General features: G+C 68.7%; 19 protein-coding genes and 3 tRNA genes. 14 read left to right on the forward strand and 8 right to left on the reverse strand.

The features are described from left to right. The first annotated feature begins 40 nt into the window (after positions 1-40). From rpsP to LYSHEL_RS11990, 5 genes are all read left to right on the forward strand, one after another. Entirely contained in the window at positions 41-301 is a 261-nt protein-coding gene (gene rpsP, locus LYSHEL_RS11970) for a 30S ribosomal protein S16 (RefSeq protein WP_213434263.1), read from the forward strand. Positions 302-332: 31 nt separating this feature from the next. Beyond that, on the forward strand, positions 333-857 hold the full coding sequence (gene rimM / locus LYSHEL_RS11975) for a ribosome maturation factor RimM (RefSeq protein ID WP_213434264.1): 525 nt from the start codon (positions 333-335) through the stop codon (positions 855-857). A gap of 2 nt (positions 858-859) precedes the next feature. Continuing rightward, positions 860-1,630, forward strand: coding sequence for a tRNA (guanosine(37)-N1)-methyltransferase TrmD (trmD, locus tag LYSHEL_RS11980; RefSeq protein WP_213434265.1), 771 nt, complete (start codon positions 860-862; stop codon positions 1,628-1,630). A 129-nt stretch (positions 1,631-1,759) separates the two neighbouring features. Beyond that, positions 1,760-2,173 carry a 50S ribosomal protein L19 gene (rplS, locus tag LYSHEL_RS11985; RefSeq protein WP_213434266.1) on the forward strand — a complete coding sequence of 138 codons (414 nt, stop codon included), beginning with the start codon at positions 1,760-1,762 and terminating at the stop codon, positions 2,171-2,173. Between the two features lie 98 nt (positions 2,174-2,271). Further along, positions 2,272-2,691, forward strand: coding sequence for an RNA-binding S4 domain-containing protein (locus LYSHEL_RS11990; RefSeq protein ID WP_213434267.1), 420 nt, complete (start codon positions 2,272-2,274; stop codon positions 2,689-2,691). Here LYSHEL_RS11990 and mutS read toward each other — a convergent pair. Then, positions 2,688-5,288, reverse strand: coding sequence for a DNA mismatch repair protein MutS (mutS, locus tag LYSHEL_RS11995; protein ID WP_213434268.1), 2,601 nt, complete (start codon positions 5,286-5,288; stop codon positions 2,688-2,690). The genes LYSHEL_RS11990 and mutS overlap by 4 nt on opposite strands. Before the next feature lie 117 nt (positions 5,289-5,405). Here mutS and LYSHEL_RS12000 point away from each other — a divergent pair, with 117 nt between their 5' ends. The 9 genes from LYSHEL_RS12000 (at position 5,406) to LYSHEL_RS12040 (ending at position 13,662) form a co-directional block, all read left to right on the forward strand. After that, on the forward strand, positions 5,406-7,082 hold the full coding sequence (locus LYSHEL_RS12000) for a cation:proton antiporter domain-containing protein (protein WP_213437814.1): 1,677 nt from the start codon (positions 5,406-5,408) through the stop codon (positions 7,080-7,082). A gap of 67 nt (positions 7,083-7,149) precedes the next feature. Continuing rightward, positions 7,150-7,656 carry a CinA family protein gene (locus LYSHEL_RS12005; RefSeq protein ID WP_213434269.1) on the forward strand — a complete coding sequence of 169 codons (507 nt, stop codon included), beginning with the start codon at positions 7,150-7,152 and terminating at the stop codon, positions 7,654-7,656. Positions 7,657-7,697: 41 nt separating this feature from the next. Continuing rightward, positions 7,698-8,327 (forward strand): transcriptional repressor LexA, encoded by a 630-nt coding sequence (gene lexA / locus LYSHEL_RS12010; RefSeq protein WP_213434270.1) that lies wholly within the window; start codon positions 7,698-7,700, stop codon positions 8,325-8,327. A 232-nt stretch (positions 8,328-8,559) separates the two neighbouring features. Continuing rightward, complete coding sequence (recA, locus tag LYSHEL_RS12015; protein WP_213434271.1) at positions 8,560-9,597, forward strand: recombinase RecA; 1,038 nt, start codon at positions 8,560-8,562, stop codon at positions 9,595-9,597. Between the two features lie 22 nt (positions 9,598-9,619). Further along, positions 9,620-10,192 carry a regulatory protein RecX gene (locus LYSHEL_RS12020; RefSeq protein WP_213434272.1) on the forward strand — a complete coding sequence of 191 codons (573 nt, stop codon included), beginning with the start codon at positions 9,620-9,622 and terminating at the stop codon, positions 10,190-10,192. A gap of 168 nt (positions 10,193-10,360) precedes the next feature. Then, positions 10,361-13,027 (forward strand): alanine--tRNA ligase, encoded by a 2,667-nt coding sequence (gene alaS / locus LYSHEL_RS12025; protein ID WP_213434273.1) that lies wholly within the window; start codon positions 10,361-10,363, stop codon positions 13,025-13,027. Positions 13,028-13,163: 136 nt separating this feature from the next. Beyond that, positions 13,164-13,370 (forward strand): carbon storage regulator CsrA, encoded by a 207-nt coding sequence (gene csrA / locus LYSHEL_RS12030; RefSeq protein WP_213434274.1) that lies wholly within the window; start codon positions 13,164-13,166, stop codon positions 13,368-13,370. A gap of 38 nt (positions 13,371-13,408) precedes the next feature. Next, positions 13,409-13,501 (forward strand) — tRNA-Ser (locus LYSHEL_RS12035). A gap of 84 nt (positions 13,502-13,585) precedes the next feature. Beyond that, positions 13,586-13,662, forward strand: a tRNA-Arg gene (locus LYSHEL_RS12040). Positions 13,663-13,851: 189 nt separating this feature from the next. On the opposite strand, the gene LYSHEL_RS12045 is transcribed toward LYSHEL_RS12040, so the two are convergent. The 7 genes from LYSHEL_RS12045 to thiD all read right to left on the reverse strand — a co-directional run bounded on the left by LYSHEL_RS12045 (position 13,852) and on the right by thiD (position 20,248). Continuing rightward, entirely contained in the window at positions 13,852-14,763 is a 912-nt protein-coding gene (locus tag LYSHEL_RS12045) for a DMT family transporter (protein ID WP_407075187.1), read from the reverse strand. Positions 14,764-14,771: 8 nt separating this feature from the next. Further along, the gene (gene murB / locus LYSHEL_RS12050; protein ID WP_213434275.1) at positions 14,772-15,830 is read right to left on the reverse strand and encodes a UDP-N-acetylmuramate dehydrogenase; all 1,059 of its coding nucleotides are present in this window, start codon (positions 15,828-15,830) and stop codon (positions 14,772-14,774) included. Continuing rightward, positions 15,823-16,881: a quinone-dependent dihydroorotate dehydrogenase gene (locus LYSHEL_RS12055; RefSeq protein ID WP_213434276.1), complete on the reverse strand. Its 1,059-nt coding sequence runs from the start codon at positions 16,879-16,881 to the stop codon at positions 15,823-15,825. The genes murB and LYSHEL_RS12055 overlap by 8 nt, the downstream gene beginning before the upstream one ends. Positions 16,882-16,893: 12 nt before the next feature. After that, positions 16,894-18,426 (reverse strand): L-piperidine-6-carboxylate dehydrogenase, encoded by a 1,533-nt coding sequence (amaB, locus tag LYSHEL_RS12060; RefSeq protein ID WP_213434277.1) that lies wholly within the window; start codon positions 18,424-18,426, stop codon positions 16,894-16,896. Positions 18,427-18,518: 92 nt separating this feature from the next. Beyond that, positions 18,519-18,592, reverse strand: a tRNA-Arg gene (locus LYSHEL_RS12065). Between the two features lie 16 nt (positions 18,593-18,608). Further along, entirely contained in the window at positions 18,609-19,439 is an 831-nt protein-coding gene (locus LYSHEL_RS12070) for an alpha/beta hydrolase family protein (protein ID WP_213434278.1), read from the reverse strand. Between the two features lie 2 nt (positions 19,440-19,441). Next, positions 19,442-20,248 (reverse strand): bifunctional hydroxymethylpyrimidine kinase/phosphomethylpyrimidine kinase, encoded by an 807-nt coding sequence (gene thiD / locus LYSHEL_RS12075; RefSeq protein ID WP_213434279.1) that lies wholly within the window; start codon positions 20,246-20,248, stop codon positions 19,442-19,444. Positions 20,249-20,250 lie beyond the last annotated feature (2 nt).

The following is a 20,250-nucleotide window of genomic DNA, read 5'->3' on the forward strand; positions in this document are numbered from 1 at the left end:
GGCACGTCCGCCGACTGGGCAACACAGGAAACCCCGCACCATGGTCAAGATCCGCCTTACCCGCGGTGGCGCGAAGAAGCGCCCCTTCTACCACATCATCGTCACCGACAGCCGCAGCGCGCGCGACGGCCGCAACATCGAGCGCCTGGGTTTCTACAACCCGATCGCCTCCGGTGCCGAGAAGCGCGTCGAGCTCAACATGGACCGCCTGAACCACTGGGTCGGCCAGGGTGCGCAGATGACGGACAAGGTCGCCGATCTCGCCAAGCAGGCCGGCAAGGCCGCCGCGCCGGCCGCCTGATATTTGCGCTCGCGCCTGGCGCGATGACCGCATGAGCAACACCGACGACGCCCCGCAGAAGACGATTCTGGTGGGGCGTTTTCATGGCGCCTTCGGCGTCAAGGGTGAAGTGAAACTCGAGAGTTTCACCGAGCCCGCCGATCGCATCCTCAAATACCAACCGTGGCTGCTGCGCGATGCGCAGGGCCGCGAACGCACGCTCGCGGGCGTGCGTGGGCGTTCGAGTCCGAAGGGCCTCGTCGTGCACGTGCCCGGCATCGAAGACCGCGATGCGGCGGACGCCACGAAAGGCACCGAGCTGTACGTGCCGCGTTCCGCGCTGCCGCCGCCGGCACCCGGCGAGTACTACTGGGTCGACCTGGAAGGCCTGCGCGTGGTGAACGTCGAAGGCGTGGATTTCGGGCGCGTCTCGCACCTGTTCGCCACCGGCGCCAACGACGTGCTCGTCGCGCTCGGCGATCGCGAACGCATGATTCCCTTCGTCGCACCCGACTACATCCGTTCCGTCGATTTCGACGCCGGCGTGGTGACCGTCGACTGGGACGCGGACTTCTGACGATGCGCATCGACATCGTCAGCCTCTTCCCGGAGTTCGTCGCGCAATGCGCCGCGTTCGGCGTGGTGGGGCGGGCGCAGGAACGCGCGCTACTCTCGCTGCACGGCTGGAATCCGCGCGACTACGCCACCGGCAATTACCGCCGCGTCGACGACCGCCCCTTCGGCGGCGGCCCCGGCATGGTGATGCTGATCGATCCGTTGCGCGACGCGCTCAACGCCGCGCGCGCCGCCGATCCCGCCGACGCCCGCGTCGTGTACCTCACGCCGCAGGGCACGCGCCTGACGCAGGCCAAGGTCAGGGAGCTGGCCGCGCATCCGCGCCTGGTCCTGCTGTGCGGCCGCTACGAAGGCGTCGACGAGCGCCTGATCGAAGCCGAGGTCGACGAGGAACTGTCGATCGGCGATTACGTGCTGTCCGGCGGCGAACTCGCCGCGGCGGTGCTGGTCGACGCCGTGGCCCGCCTGCAGGAGGGCGCGCTGAACGACGCCGAATCCGCGGCCCAGGACAGCTTCGAGTCCGACGGCCTGCTGGATTGCCCGCACTACACCCGGCCGCTGGAACACCCGCTGGGCCAGGTGCCCGAGGTCCTGCTGTCGGGCAACCACGCGCAAATCGCGCGCTGGCGCCGGATGGAATCGCTGGGCCGCACCTGGCTGCGCCGGCCGGACCTGCTGGACGAAGCGGCGCTGGGCAAGGCCGACCGAGCCCTGCTCGAGGCCTTCCGCAGCCGCTACCTCCGGGCCCTGGACGAACCGGACGGAGACGCCTGACCCGCGTAAGCCCCTCAGGTTCAAAGAAAAGCTAGCCAATTCCCGCGAAGGCCCGCTAGAATGCGCGGCTTCGCGTCAACCCGTCGCCGCCGTGAGGGCGCCGACGCACTTCATCTACAGGCCGTCACCATGAACAAGCCCTCGCTCAACACCCTGCTTCAGAACTTCGAAGCCGACCAGATCACGCGCCAGCTTCCCGACTTCGGCCCCGGCGACACCGTCGTGGTCAACGTCAAGGTGAAGGAAGGCAACCGCGAACGCATCCAGGCCTATGAAGGCGTGGTCATCGGCAAGAAGAACGCCGGCCTCAACTCCGCGTTCACCGTGCGCAAGATCTCGCACGGCTACGGCGTCGAGCGCGTGTTCCAGACCCACAGCGCCGTCATCGACTCGGTCGAAGTGAAGCGCCGCGGCGACGTGCGTGCGGGCAAGCTGTATTACCTCCGTGGCCTGGAAGGCAAGGCCGCGCGCATCAAGGAAGACCTGGCGGGCAACGCCAAGGCGAAGGCCGCTGCGGCCGCCGCCGCTGCCGCGCAGCAGTAATCCTCGTTGCATCGCGCGCCGCAAGGCGCGCCACCAGACGACCGCCCAAGTGGCGGTCGTTTGCGTTTCAGCGACAACACCAGGTCGATACTTCGCCCATGACGCAATCCCCGCCCGTCGCGCCCGCGCCGCCCGCCGGCGTCCGCATCGATCTCTGGCTGTGGGCAGCGCGCTTCTACAAGACGCGCAGCCTGGCCAAGCAGGCGATCGAGCACGGGAAAGTGGACGTCGCCGGCCAGCGCGCGAAAGCGTCGCGACAAGTGCACGTCGGCGATGCGCTGGTCGTGCTGCGCGGCGAGGAACGTTTCGAAGTGGAAGTGCGCGGGTTGGCGGACAAGCGCGGGCCGGCGTCGATCGCGCAAACGTTGTTCGTCGAATCCGAAGCTTCGCGTGCACGGCGCGAATCCGAGCGCGCCACGCGCGCCGCGGAACGCGCCGGTTACCGCGCGCCCGAAGGCAAGCCCGACAAACGCGCGCGTCGCTTGATCCGCGCGCTCGGCGACATCGACGCGCTCTAGAGCAATCCCTTCAGGCGGTACAGCGCTTCCAGCGCCTGGCGTGGCGTGAGTTCGTCCGGTTCGATCGCGGCCAGCGCTTCGATCGCCGCCGACGACGGTGCGAACAAACCGAACTGCTGCGGCGACTCCAGCGCGTCCACCGTCATCGGCATCACAGGTGCATCGCGGCCTTGCTGTTCGAGTTCCGCGAGGCGCCCGCGCGCCTGGCGCACGACGGCCTTCGGCAGGCCCGCCAACGCGGCCACCTGCAAGCCGAAGCTGCGATTCGCCGGCCCGTCCTTCACCGCGTGCATGAACACCAGCGCATCGCCGTGCTCCACCGCGTCGAGGTGTACGTTCGCGATGCCGCTGCCGGGTTCGGCCAGCGCGGTGAGTTCGAAGTAATGCGTCGCGAACAGCGTGTAGCTGCGATTGACCGCGGCAAGATGCCGCGCGCACGCATCGGCGAGCGCCAGGCCATCGTACGTGGACGTGCCGCGGCCGATTTCGTCCATCAACACCAGCGACTCCGCCGTGGCGTGGTGGAGGATGTAGCTCGTCTCCGCCATCTCGACCATGAAGGTCGACTGCCCGCGCGCGAGATCGTCGCCGGCGCCGATGCGCGTGAGGATGCGGTCGATCGGGCCGATCACCGCGCGTGCGGCGGGCACGAAGCTGCCGATGTGCGCGAGCAAAACGATCAGCGCGTTCTGGCGCATGTACGTCGACTTGCCGCCCATGTTCGGGCCGGTGATCACGCGCATGCGCACGTGCTCGTCGAACACCAGGTCGTTGGGTTCGAACGGTTCGTCGCGCACGGCTTCCACCACCGGGTGCCGGCCGCGCTCGACGTGGATGCCGGGTGCGTCGCGCAATTCCGGGCGCGCCCAGTCCAGCGCCTGCGCGCGTTCGGCGAAGCAGGCGAGCACGTCGAGTTCCGACAACGCGCCGGCGCAGCGCTTCAACGCATCGAGGTCGCGGTTGAGCGTGTCGAGCAGGCCGTCGTACAGCAGCTTCTCGCGCGCCAGCGAACGCTCGCGCGCGGACAGCACCTTGTCCTCGAACTGCTTGAGTTCCTCGGTGATGTAACGCTCGGCGCCGGTGAGCGTCTGGCGGCGCGTGTAATGCGTGGGCGCGCGCACCGACTGGCCCTTGCTGATCTCGATGAAGTAGCCGTGCACGCGGTTGTAGCCGACCTTCAGCGTCGCGATGCCGGTGGCGGCGCGTTCGCGCGCTTCCAGGTCGACGAGGAACTGGTCCGCGTTCGTCGACAGGCGACGCAGTTCGGCGAGGTCGGCGTCGTAGTCGTCCGCGAACACGCCGCCATCGCGCGCCAGCACCGGCGGCTGCGGCACGAGCGCAGTCGCGAGGAGATGCGCGTTGGCCGCGTGTTCGCCGAGTTCGGCGGCGAGCGCCTGCAGGCGGGGCGAATCCAGCGGCGCGAGCAGGGCGCGCACGCCGGGCAGCAACGCCAGGCCGTCGCGCAGCGTCGACAGGTCGCGCGGGCGCGCGCTGCGCAACGCGATGCGGGTGAGGATGCGTTCGAGGTCGCCGAGCGCGCGGAAGCTCTCGCGCAACGTGGATTCAGCGCGAGCGTCGGCGAGCGTGGCGACGGCGTGGTGGCGTTCGCCGACGATGCGCCGGTCGCGCAACGGGCGATGCAGCCAGCGGCGCAGCAGCCGCCCGCCCATCGGCGTGATCGTCGTATCGATGACGCCGAGCAGGGTGGTGCGCGTGTCGCCGTCGACGCGCGTGTCGAGTTCCAGGTGCCGGCGCGTGGCGGCGTTCATCGCGATCGCACCGTCGCTGGCTTCGATCGCGATCGCGCCGATGTGCGGCAGGCGCTGCTTCTGCGTTTCCTCGACGTAGCCGAGGAGGGCGCCGGCGGCCGCGATCGCGCGCGGACGGTCTTCGATGCCGAAGCCGGTGAGGTCGTGCAGCGCGAAGAATTGCAGCAACTGGCGACGGCCGGTGTCGGCGTCGAACAACCACGGCGGGCGACGGCGCGCGCCGGTGCGTTCGAGGACCGTGGGCGGCCACGTGCCGTCGTCGGGCACCAGGGTTTCGGCCGGCTCCAGGCGCGCGAGTTCGGCTTCGAGGGCGTCGTCGCTATCCACTTCGTTGACGAGGAACCGGCCGCTCGCCAGGTCCATCCACGCCAGGCCGTAGCCGCGCTTGTCGCGCGAGAGCGCAAGCAGCAGCGTGTCGCGGCGTTCGCTCAGCAGCGCTTCGTCGGTGACCGTGCCCGGGGTGACCACGCGCACGACCTTGCGGTCGACGATGCCCTTGGACGTCGCGGGATCCCCGATCTGTTCGCAGATCGCCACCGATTCGCCCAGCGCGACGAGGCGCGCCAGATACCCCTCGCACGCATGCACCGGCACGCCCGCCATCGGGATGGGCTGGCCTGCGGAACTGCCGCGTTGGGTGAGCGTGATGTCGAGCAGGCGCGCGGCCTTGCGCGCGTCGTCGAAGAACAACTCGTAGAAGTCGCCCATCCGGAAGAACAGCAGGACGTCCGGGTGCTCCGCCTTCGCGGCGAAGAACTGGCGCATGAGGGGCGTGTGTTCGGCCTGGGCGCGCGCGCTGGCGGCCGCTTCCTTCTCTTTCAACGACATGGCTCCGGAGTGCGGCGCACCGCGGGCGACAGTATGTCGCGATTGCGGCGCGCTTCGAAGCACGGGACGACGCGGGCGGGCAGGTAGGATGGAGCCTTCCGCAATCCCGAGGTGACGATGCCCCACGGCGTAGCTCTGATTTCCACGCTCGCGACCGCCTTCGGGGCGGCGCTGATCCTCGGGTTCATCGCGGCACGGCTGCGGCTGCCGGCGCTGGTGGGCTACCTGCTGGCGGGCGTGCTGATCGGGCCGTTCACGCCGGGCTTCGTGGCCGACACGGCCCTGGCCGCGGAGCTCGCCGAAATCGGCGTGATGCTGCTGATGTTCGGGGTGGGGCTGCATTTCTCGCTCGACGACCTGATGGAAGTCCGCAAGGTCGCGCTGCCCGGCGCGGTGCTGCAGATCGCGGCGGCGACGGGGCTGGGGGCGCTGGTCGCGCACTGGTGGGGCTGGTCGTGGGGCGCGGCGCTGGTGTTCGGCCTGGCGTTGTCGGTGGCGAGCACGGTGGTGCTGCTGCGCGCGATGGAGTCGCGCGGCCTGCTGGAATCGATGAACGGGCGCATCGCCGTGGGCTGGCTGGTGGTGGAGGACCTGGCGATGGTGCTGGTGCTCGTGCTGCTGCCGCCGATGGCCGGCGCGCTGGGCGGCACGAATGCGCCGGAGACGGGCAACCTCTGGCTCGCGCTGGGCACGACGTTGCTGAAAGTGGGCGCGTTCCTCGCGGTGATGCTGATCGCGGGGCGCAAGTTCCTGCCGCGGCTGCTGTGGTGGGTGGCGCAGACGGGGTCGCGCGAATTGTTCACGCTGGCGGTGGTCGCGTGCGCGGTGGGCATCGCGTACGGGGCGGGCGAACTGTTCGATGTGTCGTTCGCGCTGGGTGCGTTCTTCGCGGGCATGGTGTTGCGCGAATCGGAATTCGCGCACCGCGCGGCCAGCGAATCGTTGCCGCTGCGCGATGCGTTCGCGGTGTTGTTCTTCGTGTCGGTCGGCATGTTGTTCGATCCGATGGTGCTGGTGCACGAGCCGCTGCGCGTGCTCTTGGTCGTGGCGATCATCGTGCTCGGCAAGACGCTGGCCGCCGCGTTGCTGGTGCTGCTGTTGCGCTATCCGTTGAACACGGCGCTCACGGTGTCGGCGAGCCTGGCGCAGATCGGCGAGTTCTCTTTCATCCTCGCGGGGCTGGGCATGTCGCTGGGCCTGCTGCCTGCGGAAGGCAACAGCCTGGTGCTCGCGGGCGCGCTCATTTCGATCGCGATCAATCCGCTGTTGTTCGGCGCGATCGAACCGCTGCAGCGATGGATCCGCGCGCGATCGGCGCTGGCGCGGCAACTGGAGCAGCCCGTCGATCCGATGGCCGCGCTGCCGATGTCGACCGATCCGAAATTCCTCGCCGGCCACGCGGTGCTCGTCGGCTACGGGCGGGTGGGGCGGCGGATCGCGGCGCAACTTTCGGCGCGCGACGTGCCGGTGGTGGTGGTCGAGCAGCACCGCGAGCGCGTCGAAGCCTTGCGCGAACAGGGCGCGGCCGCGGTGTCGGGTGATGCGGCCGAACCGGGCGTGCTGGTGCAGGCGCACATCGCGCGGGCGCGCTGGTTGATCGTTGCGATCCCCGACACCTTCAGCGTGCGGCAGATGGTGGAGACCGCGCGCACGCTCAATCCCGGCATCGACATCGTCGTGCGCAGCCACAACGAGGAAGAAGCCGCGCTGCTGACGCAGGAACACGTCGGGCGCGTGTTCCTCGGCGAAGCGGAACTGGCCGACGGCATGGCGCGCCACGTCCTCGGCCAATGACGCACGGCCTGCGCGCGCAGCGTCGATTTGCGTTACAACGCGCGCTTGTCTTCCCCCGAGCGTTCGCATGACCGTTGCCGCCGTTCCCGACGATCCCGCCCTGCAGGCGTTGTCCGCGCAACTCGGCGAACGCCTGCGCGCGTCGCACCACATGCTGGTCACCGCCGAGAGTTGCACCGGCGGCTGGATCGCGAAGGCGGTGACGGACGTGGCGGGGTCGTCCGACTGGTTCGACTGCGGCCTGGCCGCCTACAGCTACGAAGCGAAGCAGGCGTTGCTGGGCGTGCGCCCGGAGACGCTGGAACGCCACGGCGCCGTCAGCCGCGAGACCGCGCTGGAGATGGTGGCCGGGGCGCTGGTGCATTCGGGCGCGTCGCTCGCGGTGGCCGTGACCGGCATCGCCGGGCCGGGCGGTGGCACGGCCGACAAGCCGGTGGGCACGGTCTGGATCGCCTGGAAGCGGCGCGGGGGCTATCCGAAGGCCGAGGTGTTCCAGTTCGACGGCGACCGCGAGGCCGTGCGCCGGCAGACCGTGGACGCCGCCCTGCGGGGACTGGGCGCCTTGCTCGACTGAGGTGTTGACGGCTCCGGGGCGTGAGTAGTATTACTACTCACATGGACCTGACCGAAACCCAGCAAGCCATCCTCGCCCTCATCGCCGAGCGGATCGCGCGCGACGGGGTCCCGCCGTCCCAGACGGAAATCGCCCACGCCTTCGGCTTCAAGGGCGTGCGGGCGGCGCAGTACCACCTCGAGGCGATGGAAACCGCCGGCGCCATCCAGCGCCTGCCGGGCAAGGCGCGGGGCATCCGCATCGTGCATCCGGCCGGCGACGCCGCCCCCATGGCTGCCAACGACGACGCGCTGCGCCTGCCGGTGCTGGGCCGCGTCGCGGCGGGCGTGCCGATCGGCGCGGACATCAGCGGCGACAGCTACGTGCTGCTGGATCGCGTGTTCTTCTCGCCGGCGCCGGATTACCTGCTGAAGGTCAAGGGCGATTCGATGATCGACGAAGGCATCTTCGACGGCGACCTGATCGGCGTGCACCGCACGCGCGACGCGCGTTCCGGGCAGATTGTCGTGGCGCGCGTGGATGACGCGATCACGGTGAAGCTGCTGAAGATGTCCGCCGACCGCATCCGCCTGCTGCCCCGCAATCCCGATTACGCACCGATCGACGTGCAGCCCGGCCAGGACTTCGCGATCGAAGGGCTGTATTGCGGCCTGGTGCGGCCCAACCGATGAATTCGATGTACGAGCGCACTTCTCCTGGGTCGGTGCTTTCCGACACGCGGGCGCGGCGTTGCCCGATGTCCAACTCCCTCCCCGATGAGAAAAAATCTTCCCCATGCGCTCACGTCTCAGCCCACGCGACAAGTCCCGAGTAGCTTCCTCCCCAGACGACGGGGCGGCGGTTTCCAAGACGATGCCTCGCCCGGATTCGAACCCAAATCCAAATAGAGCCAAGGACACGACGATGGACGAGAACAAGAAGCGCGCCCTTTCCGCCGCCCTCGGGCAGATCGAGAAGCAGTTCGGCAAGGGCTCGGTGATGCGCATGGGCGACAAGCCCGTGGAAGCGGCGGAGGTCATCGGCACCGGTTCGCTGATGCTCGACATCGCGCTCGGCATCGGCGGCCTGCCCAAGGGGCGCGTGGTCGAGATCTACGGTCCCGAGTCCTCCGGCAAGACCACGCTCACGCTGCAGACCATCGCGCAGTGCCAGAAGGCGGGCGGCACCGCGGCGTTCATCGACGCCGAGCACGCGCTCGATCCGGGCTACGCGCAGAAGCTGGGCGTCAACATCGAAGACCTGCTGGTCTCGCAGCCCGACACCGGCGAACAGGCACTCGAGATCGCCGACATGCTCGTGCGCTCGGCCGCCGTCGACATGGTGGTCATCGACTCCGTCGCCGCACTCACCCCGCGCGCGGAAATCGAAGGCGAAATGGGCGACCAGCTCCCGGGCCTGCAGGCGCGGCTCATGAGCCAGGCGCTGCGCAAGCTGACCGGCAACATCAAGCGCAGCAACTGCATGGTCATCTTCATCAACCAGCTGCGCATGAAGATCGGCGTGATGATGCCGGGCCAGAGCCCGGAAACCACCACGGGCGGCAACGCACTCAAGTTCTACGCCTCCATCCGCCTCGACATCCGCCGCATCGGCTCGGTGAAGAAGGGCGACGAGATCATCGGCAACGAAACGCGCATCAAGGTCGTCAAGAACAAGATGGCGCCGCCGTTCAAGCAGGTCATCACCGAGATCCTCTACGGCGAAGGCATCAGCCGCGAAGGCGAACTGATCGAGATGGGCGTCAACGCCAAGCTCGTCGAGAAATCCGGCGCCTGGTACAGCGCGTACGACGAGCGCATCGGGCAGGGCAAGGAGAACGCGCGCCAGTTCCTCAAGGACAACCCGGCGATGGCGTTGCGCCTGGAAACGGAACTGCGCGCCAAGCTCGTGCCGCAGATCGATGCGCCGCGCGATGCCGCACCGGAAGCGATCGAAGACTGACCCGACGTCCTCCCCGCTGGCTATGGGATGGCACAGCGGGGAGGGCGATCGGGACCAGGCGGATGCACGCGAAGCCGCGGATGCGTCGTCGGAGGCCTCGGCCGCCGACGCGCGCAAACCCGACGATCGCCCCGCACGCCGCAAGCGTCCCGAAGCCACGCCTGCCCAGCGCGCCCTCGGCCTGCTGGTCCGGCGCGAACACTCCCGCCGCGAGCTGACGCGCAAGCTCACCGCGCGCGGCGTGGAGGTCGATGCCGCCGTCGCGGCCGTCGACAAGATGCAGGCGGCCGGTTGGCAGGATGACGGCCGCTTTGCGGAACAACTCATCCGTAGCCGGGCGGCCACCGGCTACGGCCCGGTCCGCATCCGCGCCGAACTGGCCATGCACGGCCTCCCGCGCGAAGCGGTCTCCACCGCGATGGAATCGGCCGAAGCCGACTGGCCCTCGCTCGCCCGCGACCTGGTGCAACGCCGCTTCGGCCCCGCCGTCGCCGACGATCGCGACCTCCGCTACAAGGCCGCCGATTGGCTGCTGCGCCGCGGTTTTTCCAACGACCACGTCCGGGCCGCGACCCGCTTCGATCCCGACGACTGAGCCCGCGGCCGCACCGATCGCAGCCGATCGCGGAACCACGCGTTTCACCCACGACCTGACGGCATTCCGGCCGGGCTGATACGCTTCGCCCCTCCCGGAGCGCAGGCTCCGCGTCCGCCCCCGGCGACGCGGCCGCCGTCGCGCCCGCGTTCCCCTTCCGGTCGCCGCATGAATCCCCAACAGCCCCTCCGCAGCAGTCACCAGATCCGCACCGATTTCCTCGAGTTCTTCCGCTCCAAGGGGCATGCCGTCGTCCCGTCGAGCCCGCTCGTGCCGGGCAACGACCCCACGTTGCTGTTCACCAACGCGGGCATGGTGCAGTTCAAGGATGTGTTCCTCGGTGCCGAGAAGCGCAGCTACGTGCGCGCGACCTCGTCGCAGCGCTGCGTGCGCGCCGGCGGCAAGCACAACGACCTCGACCAGGTCGGCTACACCGCGCGCCACCACACGTTCTTCGAGATGCTGGGCAACTTCAGCTTCGGCGATTACTTCAAGCACGACGCCATCAAATGGGCGTGGGAACTGCTGACGCAGGTGTGGGCGCTGCCGCCCGAGCGCCTGCTCGTCACGATCTACCACACCGACGACGAAGCCTTCGACATCTGGCACAAGATCGTCGGCCTGCCGGCCGATCGCATCATCCGCATCGGCGACAACAAGGGCGCGCCGTTCGCGTCGGACAATTTCTGGCAGATGGCCGACACCGGCCCGTGCGGCCCGTGCACCGAGATCTTCTACGACCACGGCGCGCACATCGCCGGCGGCCCGCCGGGGTCGCCCGATGAAGACGGCGATCGCTACATCGAAATCTGGAACAACGTCTTCATGCAGTTCGACCGCCAGCCGGACGGCACGCTCGTGCCGTTGCCTGCGCCGTGCGTCGACACCGGCATGGGCCTGGAACGCCTCGCCGCCGTGCTGCAGCACGTGCACAGCAACTACGAGATCGACCTGTTCCAGCACCTCATCCGCGCCGCGGCGACGATCACCGATACGTCCGACCTCGAACACAAGTCGCTGCGCGTCATCGCCGACCACATTCGCGCGTGCAGCTTCCTGATCGTCGACGGCGTGCTGCCGTCGAACGAAGGCCGCGGCTACGTGCTCCGCCGCATCATCCGCCGCGCGGTGCGCCACTTCTGGAAGCTCGGCGCGTTGCAGCCGGGCGGCGCGTTCTGGCGCATGGTCCTGCCGCTGTGCGAAGCGATGGGCGAGGCGTATCCGGAGCTCGTGCAGAAGCGCGAACTCGTCGAACGCGCGCTCAAGGCCGAAGAAGCCGCGTTCGCGCAGACGCTCGATGCGGGCATGCAGCGCCTCGACACCTACCTGCAGCAATCCGGTGGCACGCTCACCGGCGACCAGCTCTTCCAGCTGCACGACACCTACGGCTGCCCGCCCGACCTGATCGCCGACATCCTGCGCGAGAAGGGCACGACGCTGCCCGAAACGACGATGGCCGACTACGAACGCCTGATGGAACAGCAGCGCGAACGCGCGCGCGCCGCGGGCAAGTTCGGCGGCGGGCTGTCGTTGCCTGGCGAACTGATTTCGCAACTGGCGCCCACCGAATTCGACGGCTACGACCACGTCGACGTCGGCGGCCTCGTCGTGCAGGCCATCGTGCGCGAAGGCCGCCCGGTCAACGCGTTGCGCGCCGGCGAAGAAGCGATCGTGATCCTGGATCGCACGCCGTTCTACGCCGAGAGCGGCGGCCAGGTCGGCGACACCGGCCAGCTCGCCGAGCAGGGCGTGCTGTTCGAAGTGCGCGACACGCAGAAGCTCGCGGGCCAGTTCCATGGCCACGTCGGCACGCTGAAGGCCGGCGAGCTGAAGGTCGGCGACCACCTCGTCGGCGCGATCGACCACGCGCGCCGCGCCGCCACCGTCCTCAACCACAGCGCCACGCATTTGCTGCACGCCGCGTTGCGCCAGGTGCTGGGCACGCACGTCACGCAGAAGGGCTCGCTGGTCGCGCCGGATCGCCTGCGTTTCGATTTCTCGCACTTCCAGCCGGTCACCGCCGACGAACTGGCGACCATCGAACGCATGGTCAACGCCGAAGTCCGCGGCAACCACGCGGCCGAAGTGCAGCACATGGGCATGCAGGAAGCGCTGGACTTCGGCGCGATGGCGCTGTTCGGCGAAAAATACGGCGAGCGCGTGCGCGTGCTGCGCATGGGCGATACGTCCACCGAGTTGTGCGGCGGCACGCACGTATCACGCACCGGCGACATCGGCCTGTTCAAGATCGTCTCCGAAGGCGGCGTGTCCGCCGGTGTGCGCCGGATCGAGGCAGTGACCGGGCAGGGCGCGCTGGATTACGTGGCCGACGAGGAACGTCGCTTGAACGAAGCAGCACGGATGCTGGGTGGCAACGTCGCGGACGTGGGCGAGAAGCTCCGCGCACTGCTCGATCGCCAGAAGAAACTCGAACGCGAAGTCGAAGGGCTGAAGGCGAAGGCTGCCTCCGGCGCCACGTCGGACCTGGCGGGCGCGGCGGTGGAGGTGGGCGGCGTGCGCGTGCTCGCCTCGCGCCTGGAAGGCTTCGATGCGAAGGCGTTGCGCGATGCGGTCGACCGGCTGAAACAGCAGCTCGGCGAAGCGGTCATCGTGCTGGCCGGCACGTCGGACGGAAAGGCCGCGCTGGTCGCCGGTGTCACGGGCGGCCTCGTCGGCAAGGTCAAGGCCGGGGAACTGCTTGCGCATGTCGCCAGTCGCATCAACGGCAAAGGCGGCGGCCGTCCGGATCTCGCGCAGGGCGGCGGTGATGATGGCCCCGCATTGCAGGCCGCGCTGGCCGAGGTTCCGCAGTGGGTGGCCCAGCGCCTAAACTGAGGCATGACGTCCTGCGGTTGTCTGGCCCCGGCCCTGCGACCTATGATCGTTCAGCTTCGCGCACCAATGGATGTGCCCCGCCGCGATTTCGCGGCGGAACGGACCAGCGGGATGGCCGCTGGCGAAGGAGAGCCACATGTTGATCCTGACTCGGCGAGTCGGCGAAACCCTGATGATCGGCGACTCGGTCACCGTCACGGTCCTGGGCGTTAAAGGCAACCAGGTCCGCATCGGCATCACCGCGCCGAAGGACGTTGCCGTGCATCGCGAAGAGATCTACCAGCGAATCCAGCGCGGCGAAGAGCCGGGCGACGGCAAATCCGGTTTGCCGGGCACGGAGTGAATCTGTATCCTTCGCCGGCACTTCGATGAAGTGCCTCCGGAGACTTGCCCGAGAGGCCGAAGGGGCTCCCCTGCTAAGGGAGTATGGGGTCAAAAGCTCCATCGAGGGTTCGAATCCCTCAGTCTCCGCCAGTTACAAGTCACGACGAAAACTTGCATGGATTTTCAAAATGCACGTTGACGAAGTGATGACACGTTCTTCATAATTCCGCTCCTGCGCCCGTAGCTCAGCTGGATAGAGCACCAGGCTACGAACTTGGTGGTCGGGAGTTCGAATCTCTCCGGGCGCGCCACTCCAAAGAAAAAGGCCGATGCTTAAACGCATCGGCCTTTTTCTTTGGGAGTGGCGCGTCGGCGCGCTCAGCGCGCCGACCCAAAGTTTGCGCGGCAAACTTTGGGCCCCTGGCGGCATACCGCCAAATACCCCCGCTGTCGCGCGCCCCTTTTACTAAAAGGGGCTGGGGTCTCCGGATGGACGCGCGTTACTCGTTCGGTTGGGCGGCTTCGGAGGGGGACTGGGTCGCGTTGCGCTTTGCGAGTTGGGCTTCGCGGTGCGAGATGTAGACGTTCGCGGCGAAGATGATCGAGGCGCCGACGAAGGTCCACTTGTCCAGGCGTTCGTCGAACAGGAAGTAGCCGAAGACCGCGACGATCGGCAACTGCATGAAGCTGATGGGCGAGAGCGCGGACACCTCGCCGATCTTCAGCGCGCGCGTCCACAGCATGTGCCCGCCCGTGCCCATGAAGCCCGCGGCCACCACCCACAGCCAGGTGATCCCGCGCGGCCACTCCCACACGAACAGGGCGGGCAGGAACGACAGCGGCACCCACAGCATCGTCGTGTACAGCACGATGCGGTCCGCCGGCTCCACGCGCGAGAGCTGCTTGATCTGGATCGCGGCCAGGCCGCTCAGCACCGCCGCCGACAGCGCCACGAGCGTGCCGAGGGTGAAGTTGGCGCTGCCGGGCCGCACGATGATCAGCACGCCGATGAAGCCGACGACCACCGCGGCCCAGCGGCGCGCGCGCACCTGTTCGCCGAGCATCCACACCGCCGCGATGGTGACGAACAGGGGCGTGGAATACGACAGCGCGATCGCCTGCGCGAGCGGCAGGTGGCCGATGGCCCAGAAGCCGCAGAACATCGACACCACGCCGATGACGCAACGGATGATGTAGCGGGGGAATTGCGTCGTCCGCAACAGCTGCGGCCCGTGGCGCAGCAACAACGGCAGGGCCGCGACGAGGCCGAAGAAATTGCGGAAGAACGCGATCTCGAAGGTGTGCAGCGACGCCGATGCCAGCTTGATCGCCACCGCCATCAGCCCGAAGAAGCACGCGCTGCCCAGCATCAGCAGCGCAGCGCGCCAATGCGCGCCCGGCATCCGCGGCATCGGCAGCGTCACCACGTGGCGCCGACGATCCGCGGTTCGGGTTCGATGGGCACGCCGAAGCGTTCGTGCACCGACGCCGCGATGCGTCGCGCCAGGTCGAGCAGCTGCGCACCGGTCGCGCCGCCATGGTTCACCAGTACCAGCGCATGCGAGTCCGCGACGCCCGCGTCGCCATCGCGATGGCCCTTCCAGCCGCACTGGTCGATCAGCCACGCGGCGGACAACTTGCGCGTGCCTTCGCCGGCGCCGCGGAACATCGGCAGGCCCGGATGTTCGGCGTGCAACGCATCCGCCACCGCGACCGGCACGATCGGATTCTTGAAGAAGCTGCCCGCGTTCCCGATCACCGCCGGGTCCGGCAACTTGCGCCGGCGGATGCGGCACACGGCCTCGGCCACCTGCGATGCGCGCGGTGCGTCGATCCCCATCGCCTTCAGCTCGTCGCCCACGCCCGAGTAATCCAGGCGCAACTGCGGCGTGCGCGACAGGCGGAAATCGACGGCGGTGACCAGCCAGCGATCCGGCGCATGCTTGAACACGCTGTCGCGGTATGCGAAGGCGCAGTCTTCGGCCGTCAGCGTCGCCGTCGTGCGCGTCGCGCGTTCGAACACGTGCACCGCATGGATCGACTCGCGCACTTCCACGCCGTACGCCCCGATGTTCTGGATCGGCGCCGCACCCACGGTGCCGGGAATCAGCGCGAGGTTCTCCAGGCCCGCCAGGCCGTGGCCCAGCGTCCACAGCACCAGCGCATGCCATTCCACGCCCGCGTCGGCGCGCACGATCGCCGTGTCGCCGTCATCTTCGAGGATCGCGATCGATTGCGCGCCCAGGCTCAGCACTGCACCCGGCGGATCGTCGGCGAACAGCAGGTTGCTGCCGCCGCCGAGCACCAGCACCGGTGCATCGCGCAACATCGCGTAACCGAACAACTCCGGCAGCGCCGCGACGTCGGACACTTCCACGAGCATCGGCGCGCGCGCGGCCACCCCGAAGGTGTTGCGCGCATCGAGCCGGGCGTGCTCGACGAGGCGATAGCCGCCGCCGACGTGGATCGCCTCAGGCATCGGGTGGCAGGTTCCCGCGGCTCGGCGCTTCCTTGCGGCGGCGCATCGCATCGACGGATTCGCCGATCAGCGCCGGCCCGCGATAGATCAGGCCCGTATACACCTGCACGAGCGACGCACCCGCCGCGGCCTTCGCCGCTGCATCCGCGCCGGACAGGATGCCGCCCACGCCCACCAGCGGGATGTGTTCCGGCAGGCGCGTGCGCAGCTTGCGCAGCACCAGCGTGGAGCGGCCCATCAGCGGTTCGCCCGAGAGGCCACCGGCCTGGTCCGCGTGCCGCACGTGTTCCAGGCCGAAGCGCGACACCGTGGTGTTGGTGGCGATCACGCCATCGACTTCCAGGTCCGACAGCACGCGGCCGGCCGCATCGATGTCTTCGTCCGACAGGTCCGGCGCGATCTTCACCAGCATCGGCACGCGGCGCCCGTGCTGTGCGCCCAGGCGCTCCTGTGCTTCGCGCAGCGTGCCCACGAGGCGGCGCAGCTGCTGTTCTTCCTGCAGTTCGCGCAGCCCCGCGGTATTGGGCGAGGAAATGTTGACGGTGATGTAGTCGGCGAGCGGATACACGCGCTCCAGGCAGAACAGGTAATCGGATTCGGCCGATTCGTTCGGCGTGTCCTTGTTCTTGCCGATGTTGATGCCGAGCAATCCGCCGCGGCGACGCGCGCGCGAGACGTTGGCCACCAGCGCATCCACGCCGTCGTTGTTGAAGCCCAGGCGATTGATGATCGCGCGCTGCGAGGGCAGGCGGAACATGCGCGGCTTCGGGTTGCCCGCCTGCGGCCGCGGCGTGGTGGTGCCGACTTCGACGAAGCCGAAACCCAGCGCCATCAGCGCATCGATGTGCGCGCCGTTCTTGTCCAGCCCCGCGGCCAGGCCCACCGGGTTGGGGAACTGCAGCCCGAACACCTTGACCGCGAGCGGCTTGGGCGCGCGCGCGAGCAACGGGTTGGTACCCGTGCGATACGCGGCTTCGAGGGCGGACAGGCCGAGCGCGTGCGCGCGCTCGGCGTCCAGCCCGAACAGGAAAGGCCTGGCGAGCCCGTACATGCGGTCAGTGGCTCACAGGTCGAACTTGATGCCTTGCGCCAGCGGCAGCGCATCGGAGTAGTTGATCGTGTTCGTCTGTCGGCGCATGTAAGCCTTCCACGCATCCGAACCCGATTCCCGGCCACCGCCGGTTTCCTTCTCGCCGCCGAACGCGCCGCCGATCTCCGCACCCGAGGTGCCGATGTTGACGTTGGCGATGCCGCAATCCGACCCCGACGCGGCCAGGTAGGCCTCGGCCGCCTTGAGGTCGGTGGTGAAGATGGAGGACGACAGGCCCTGCGGCACGGCGTTCTGCATCGCGATGGCTTCATCCAGCGCCTTGAACTTCATGACGTAGAGGATCGGCGCGAACGTTTCGTGCTGCACGATCTCCGCGTCGTTGGTCAGGCCCGTCACGATCGCCGGCAGCACGAAGTTGCCCTTGCCCTCGATCGCGGTGCCGCCGGTTTCGATCTTGCCGCCGGCCGCGCGGGCCTTGGCGATCGAATCCAGGTACGCATCGACGCCGTCGCGGCTGTTGAGCGGGCCCATCAGGTTGGCCGGATCCGTCGGGTCGCCGATTTTCTTTTCGACCTGCTTGTACGCGGTGACCAGCTTGGCCAGCACGTCGTCGTAGATGGACTCGTGCACGATCAGGCGGCGCGTGGTGGTGCAGCGCTGGCCCGCGGTGCCGACGGCGCCGAACACGATCGCCGGGATCGCCAGCTTCAGCTCCGCCGACTTGTCCACGATGATCGCGTTGTTGCCGCCCAGCTCCAGCAACGAGCGGCCCATGCGGCGGGCGACGCGCTCGCCGACGATGCGGCCGACCTTGGTGGAACCGGTGAACGAGATCAGCGGGATGCGCTTGTCGTCGACGAAGGTCGAGGCGAGCTCGGTGCCCGCGTCGTTGAACAGGAAGAAGATGTCCGGGAAGCCGCCCTTCTTCAGCGCCTCGTTGCAGATCTTCATCGCCGCGATCGCCGACAGCGGCGTCTTGGGCGAGGGCTTCCAGATCGAGATGTCGCCGCACACCGCGGCCACGAACGCATTCCACGCCCACACCGCGACGGGGAAGTTGAACGCGCTGATGATCCCGACGATGCCGATCGGGTGCCACTGCTCGTACATGCGATGGCCCGGGCGCTCCGAATGCATCGTCAGGCCGTACAACTGGCGCGACAGGCCGACGGAGAATTCACCGATGTCGATCATTTCCTGGACTTCGCCGTCGCCTTCCGGCTTCGACTTGCCCATTTCCAGCGCGACCAGCGAGCCCAGCGCATCCTTGTGCGTGCGCAGCGCTTCGGCGCACAGGCGCACGGCTTCGCCGCGACGCGGCGCCGGCGTGGTGCGCCACACCTGGTAGGCCGCCTGCGCGCGCTCGACGATCGTGTCGTAGTCCGCCTGCGAGGAGGCGTGGACCTTCGCGAGCACCGCGCCGTCGGTGGGGTTCACCGGTTCCAGGACACCGGCATCCGTGGTCTTCGACCAGGTGTCGTTGCCGAGGAAAGTGCCGGATTCGATGTCGCGCAGGCCGAGCGCGGTCAGGACGGGATGGGTCACGATAAAACTCCAATGGGGGAACGCTTTCGAAGTGAACAGTCCGCACAGGGATGTGCGGGCAGTAGCACATGGATGTGCGACCAGTACCGATGCGGCCCCGACACGATTCGAACGTGCGACCTGTCCCTTAGGAGGGGACCGCTCTATCCAACTGAGCTACGGGGCCAAAGAAGCGGCGGCGATTATCGCTCAAGCAGGGCCTCCACGGTCCGCGCGGGGTGTTTCATCCACGCGTAGTGGTCGGCGCGCACGCCAGGCGCGGCCTCCTCGACGACCGCGATCGACCGCGGCGCGGCGGGCATCTTCGCCAGCAGGGCCTCAAGGGACGTGCCGGGCGCGAGCCAGTCGTGGGCCATGCGGACCGCGCGGATCGGGACCGTCACGGACCGGAGCGCCGCTTCGAGATCGTCCACCCCGACCGCCGCGTAGCGCCCCGTGAGCCCGGTGCGCGACCAGTCGCGGACCACGCCGCGTGCTTCCTCGCCGCCGAACCCGAGCCGGCGGCCCGGCAACTTGCCGCACAGCACCGCGATGGACCGCAGCGCCTGGTAGGCCATCGGCAGCCACCAGCGCGTGCGCGGCGGGAAGGCGCGCCAGTCGGGCGTGCCGCTGGCGACGAGCCACAATTCGGACGCGACGCCGTGCGCGAGCCCGAGCCGGCAGCTCGCCAGCTGCCCGCCGAGGCTATGGCCGCCGACGATGCGGCGCAGGCCGGGCAGGGCGTGTTCGATCGCCGCTTCGCACGCGGGGAAGTCCTGCATCAGCAATGCGCGGTAGCCCCAGTCCTCGCGACGGCTCGCGCGCACGCTGCTGCTGCCCAGGCCGCGCCAGTCGTGCACGAACACCGCGATGCCGCGTTGCGCGAGCGCTTCGGCGAAGGGGAGGAAATGCCGCGCCGCGATCCCCATGCCGCCGAACCACAGCAACGTCGCGGTGGGCGAGGGCGGGATGCGGGCCTGCAGCTGCGATCGATGGCCGTCGGCGGAGACCACCGGCAGTTCGATCGCCTCCATCGTCAGCGCGCCGCGCCGAAGTGATCCAGGACCACGATGTCGCCGCGGCCGGGGCGGTACCCCGACGCCAGCGCGCGATGCACGTAATCCGAGGCCGCGATGCAGGCCTCGCGCAGCGCGTCGCCGAGCGCCAGGCGCGCGGCGATGGCGGAGGCGAGCGTGCAGCCCGTACCGTGCGCTTCGAGTGCCAGGCGCGGATGCACGATCTCCTGCATGCCATGCGCATCGGCGAAGACATCCACGACCGCATCGCCCTGCGCCAGGTGGCCGCCTTTCAGCAGCACCGCACGCGCGCCGTGCGCGAGCAATGCACCGGCGGCGACATGCATCGATTCGACGTCGGTGATGCGCGCGCCGAGCAGCAATTCGGCTTCCGGCAGGTTCGGTGTCGCGATCGTCGCGCGCGGCAGCAGGCGCATGCGCAATGCATCGAGGGCGTCGTCGGCGAGCAGCTTCGCGCCCGACGTCGCCACCATCACCGGATCCAGCACCACCGGCACCGCGCAATGCGCCTCGAGCAACGCATCGACTTCGCGGATCACGTCGGTGGTCGCCAGCATCCCCAGCTTCACGACGCGGATGTCGAAATCGTCGAAGCACGCATCCACCTGCGCCCGCAGGAATTCCACCGGCGGCACGTGCACCGCCGTGACGCCGCGCGTGTGCTGCGCCGTCAATGCGGCGATCGCCGACAGCCCGTGCACGCCGTGCGCGGCGAAGGTTTTCAGGTCGGCCTGGATGCCCGCGCCACCGCCGGAATCGGATCCGGCGATGGTCAACGCGGAGACGCGTGCGCTTCCCTGCGCCATGG

Source organism: Lysobacter helvus, assembly GCF_018406645.1.
Lineage (GTDB): Bacteria > Pseudomonadota > Gammaproteobacteria > Xanthomonadales > Xanthomonadaceae > Noviluteimonas > Noviluteimonas caseinilytica.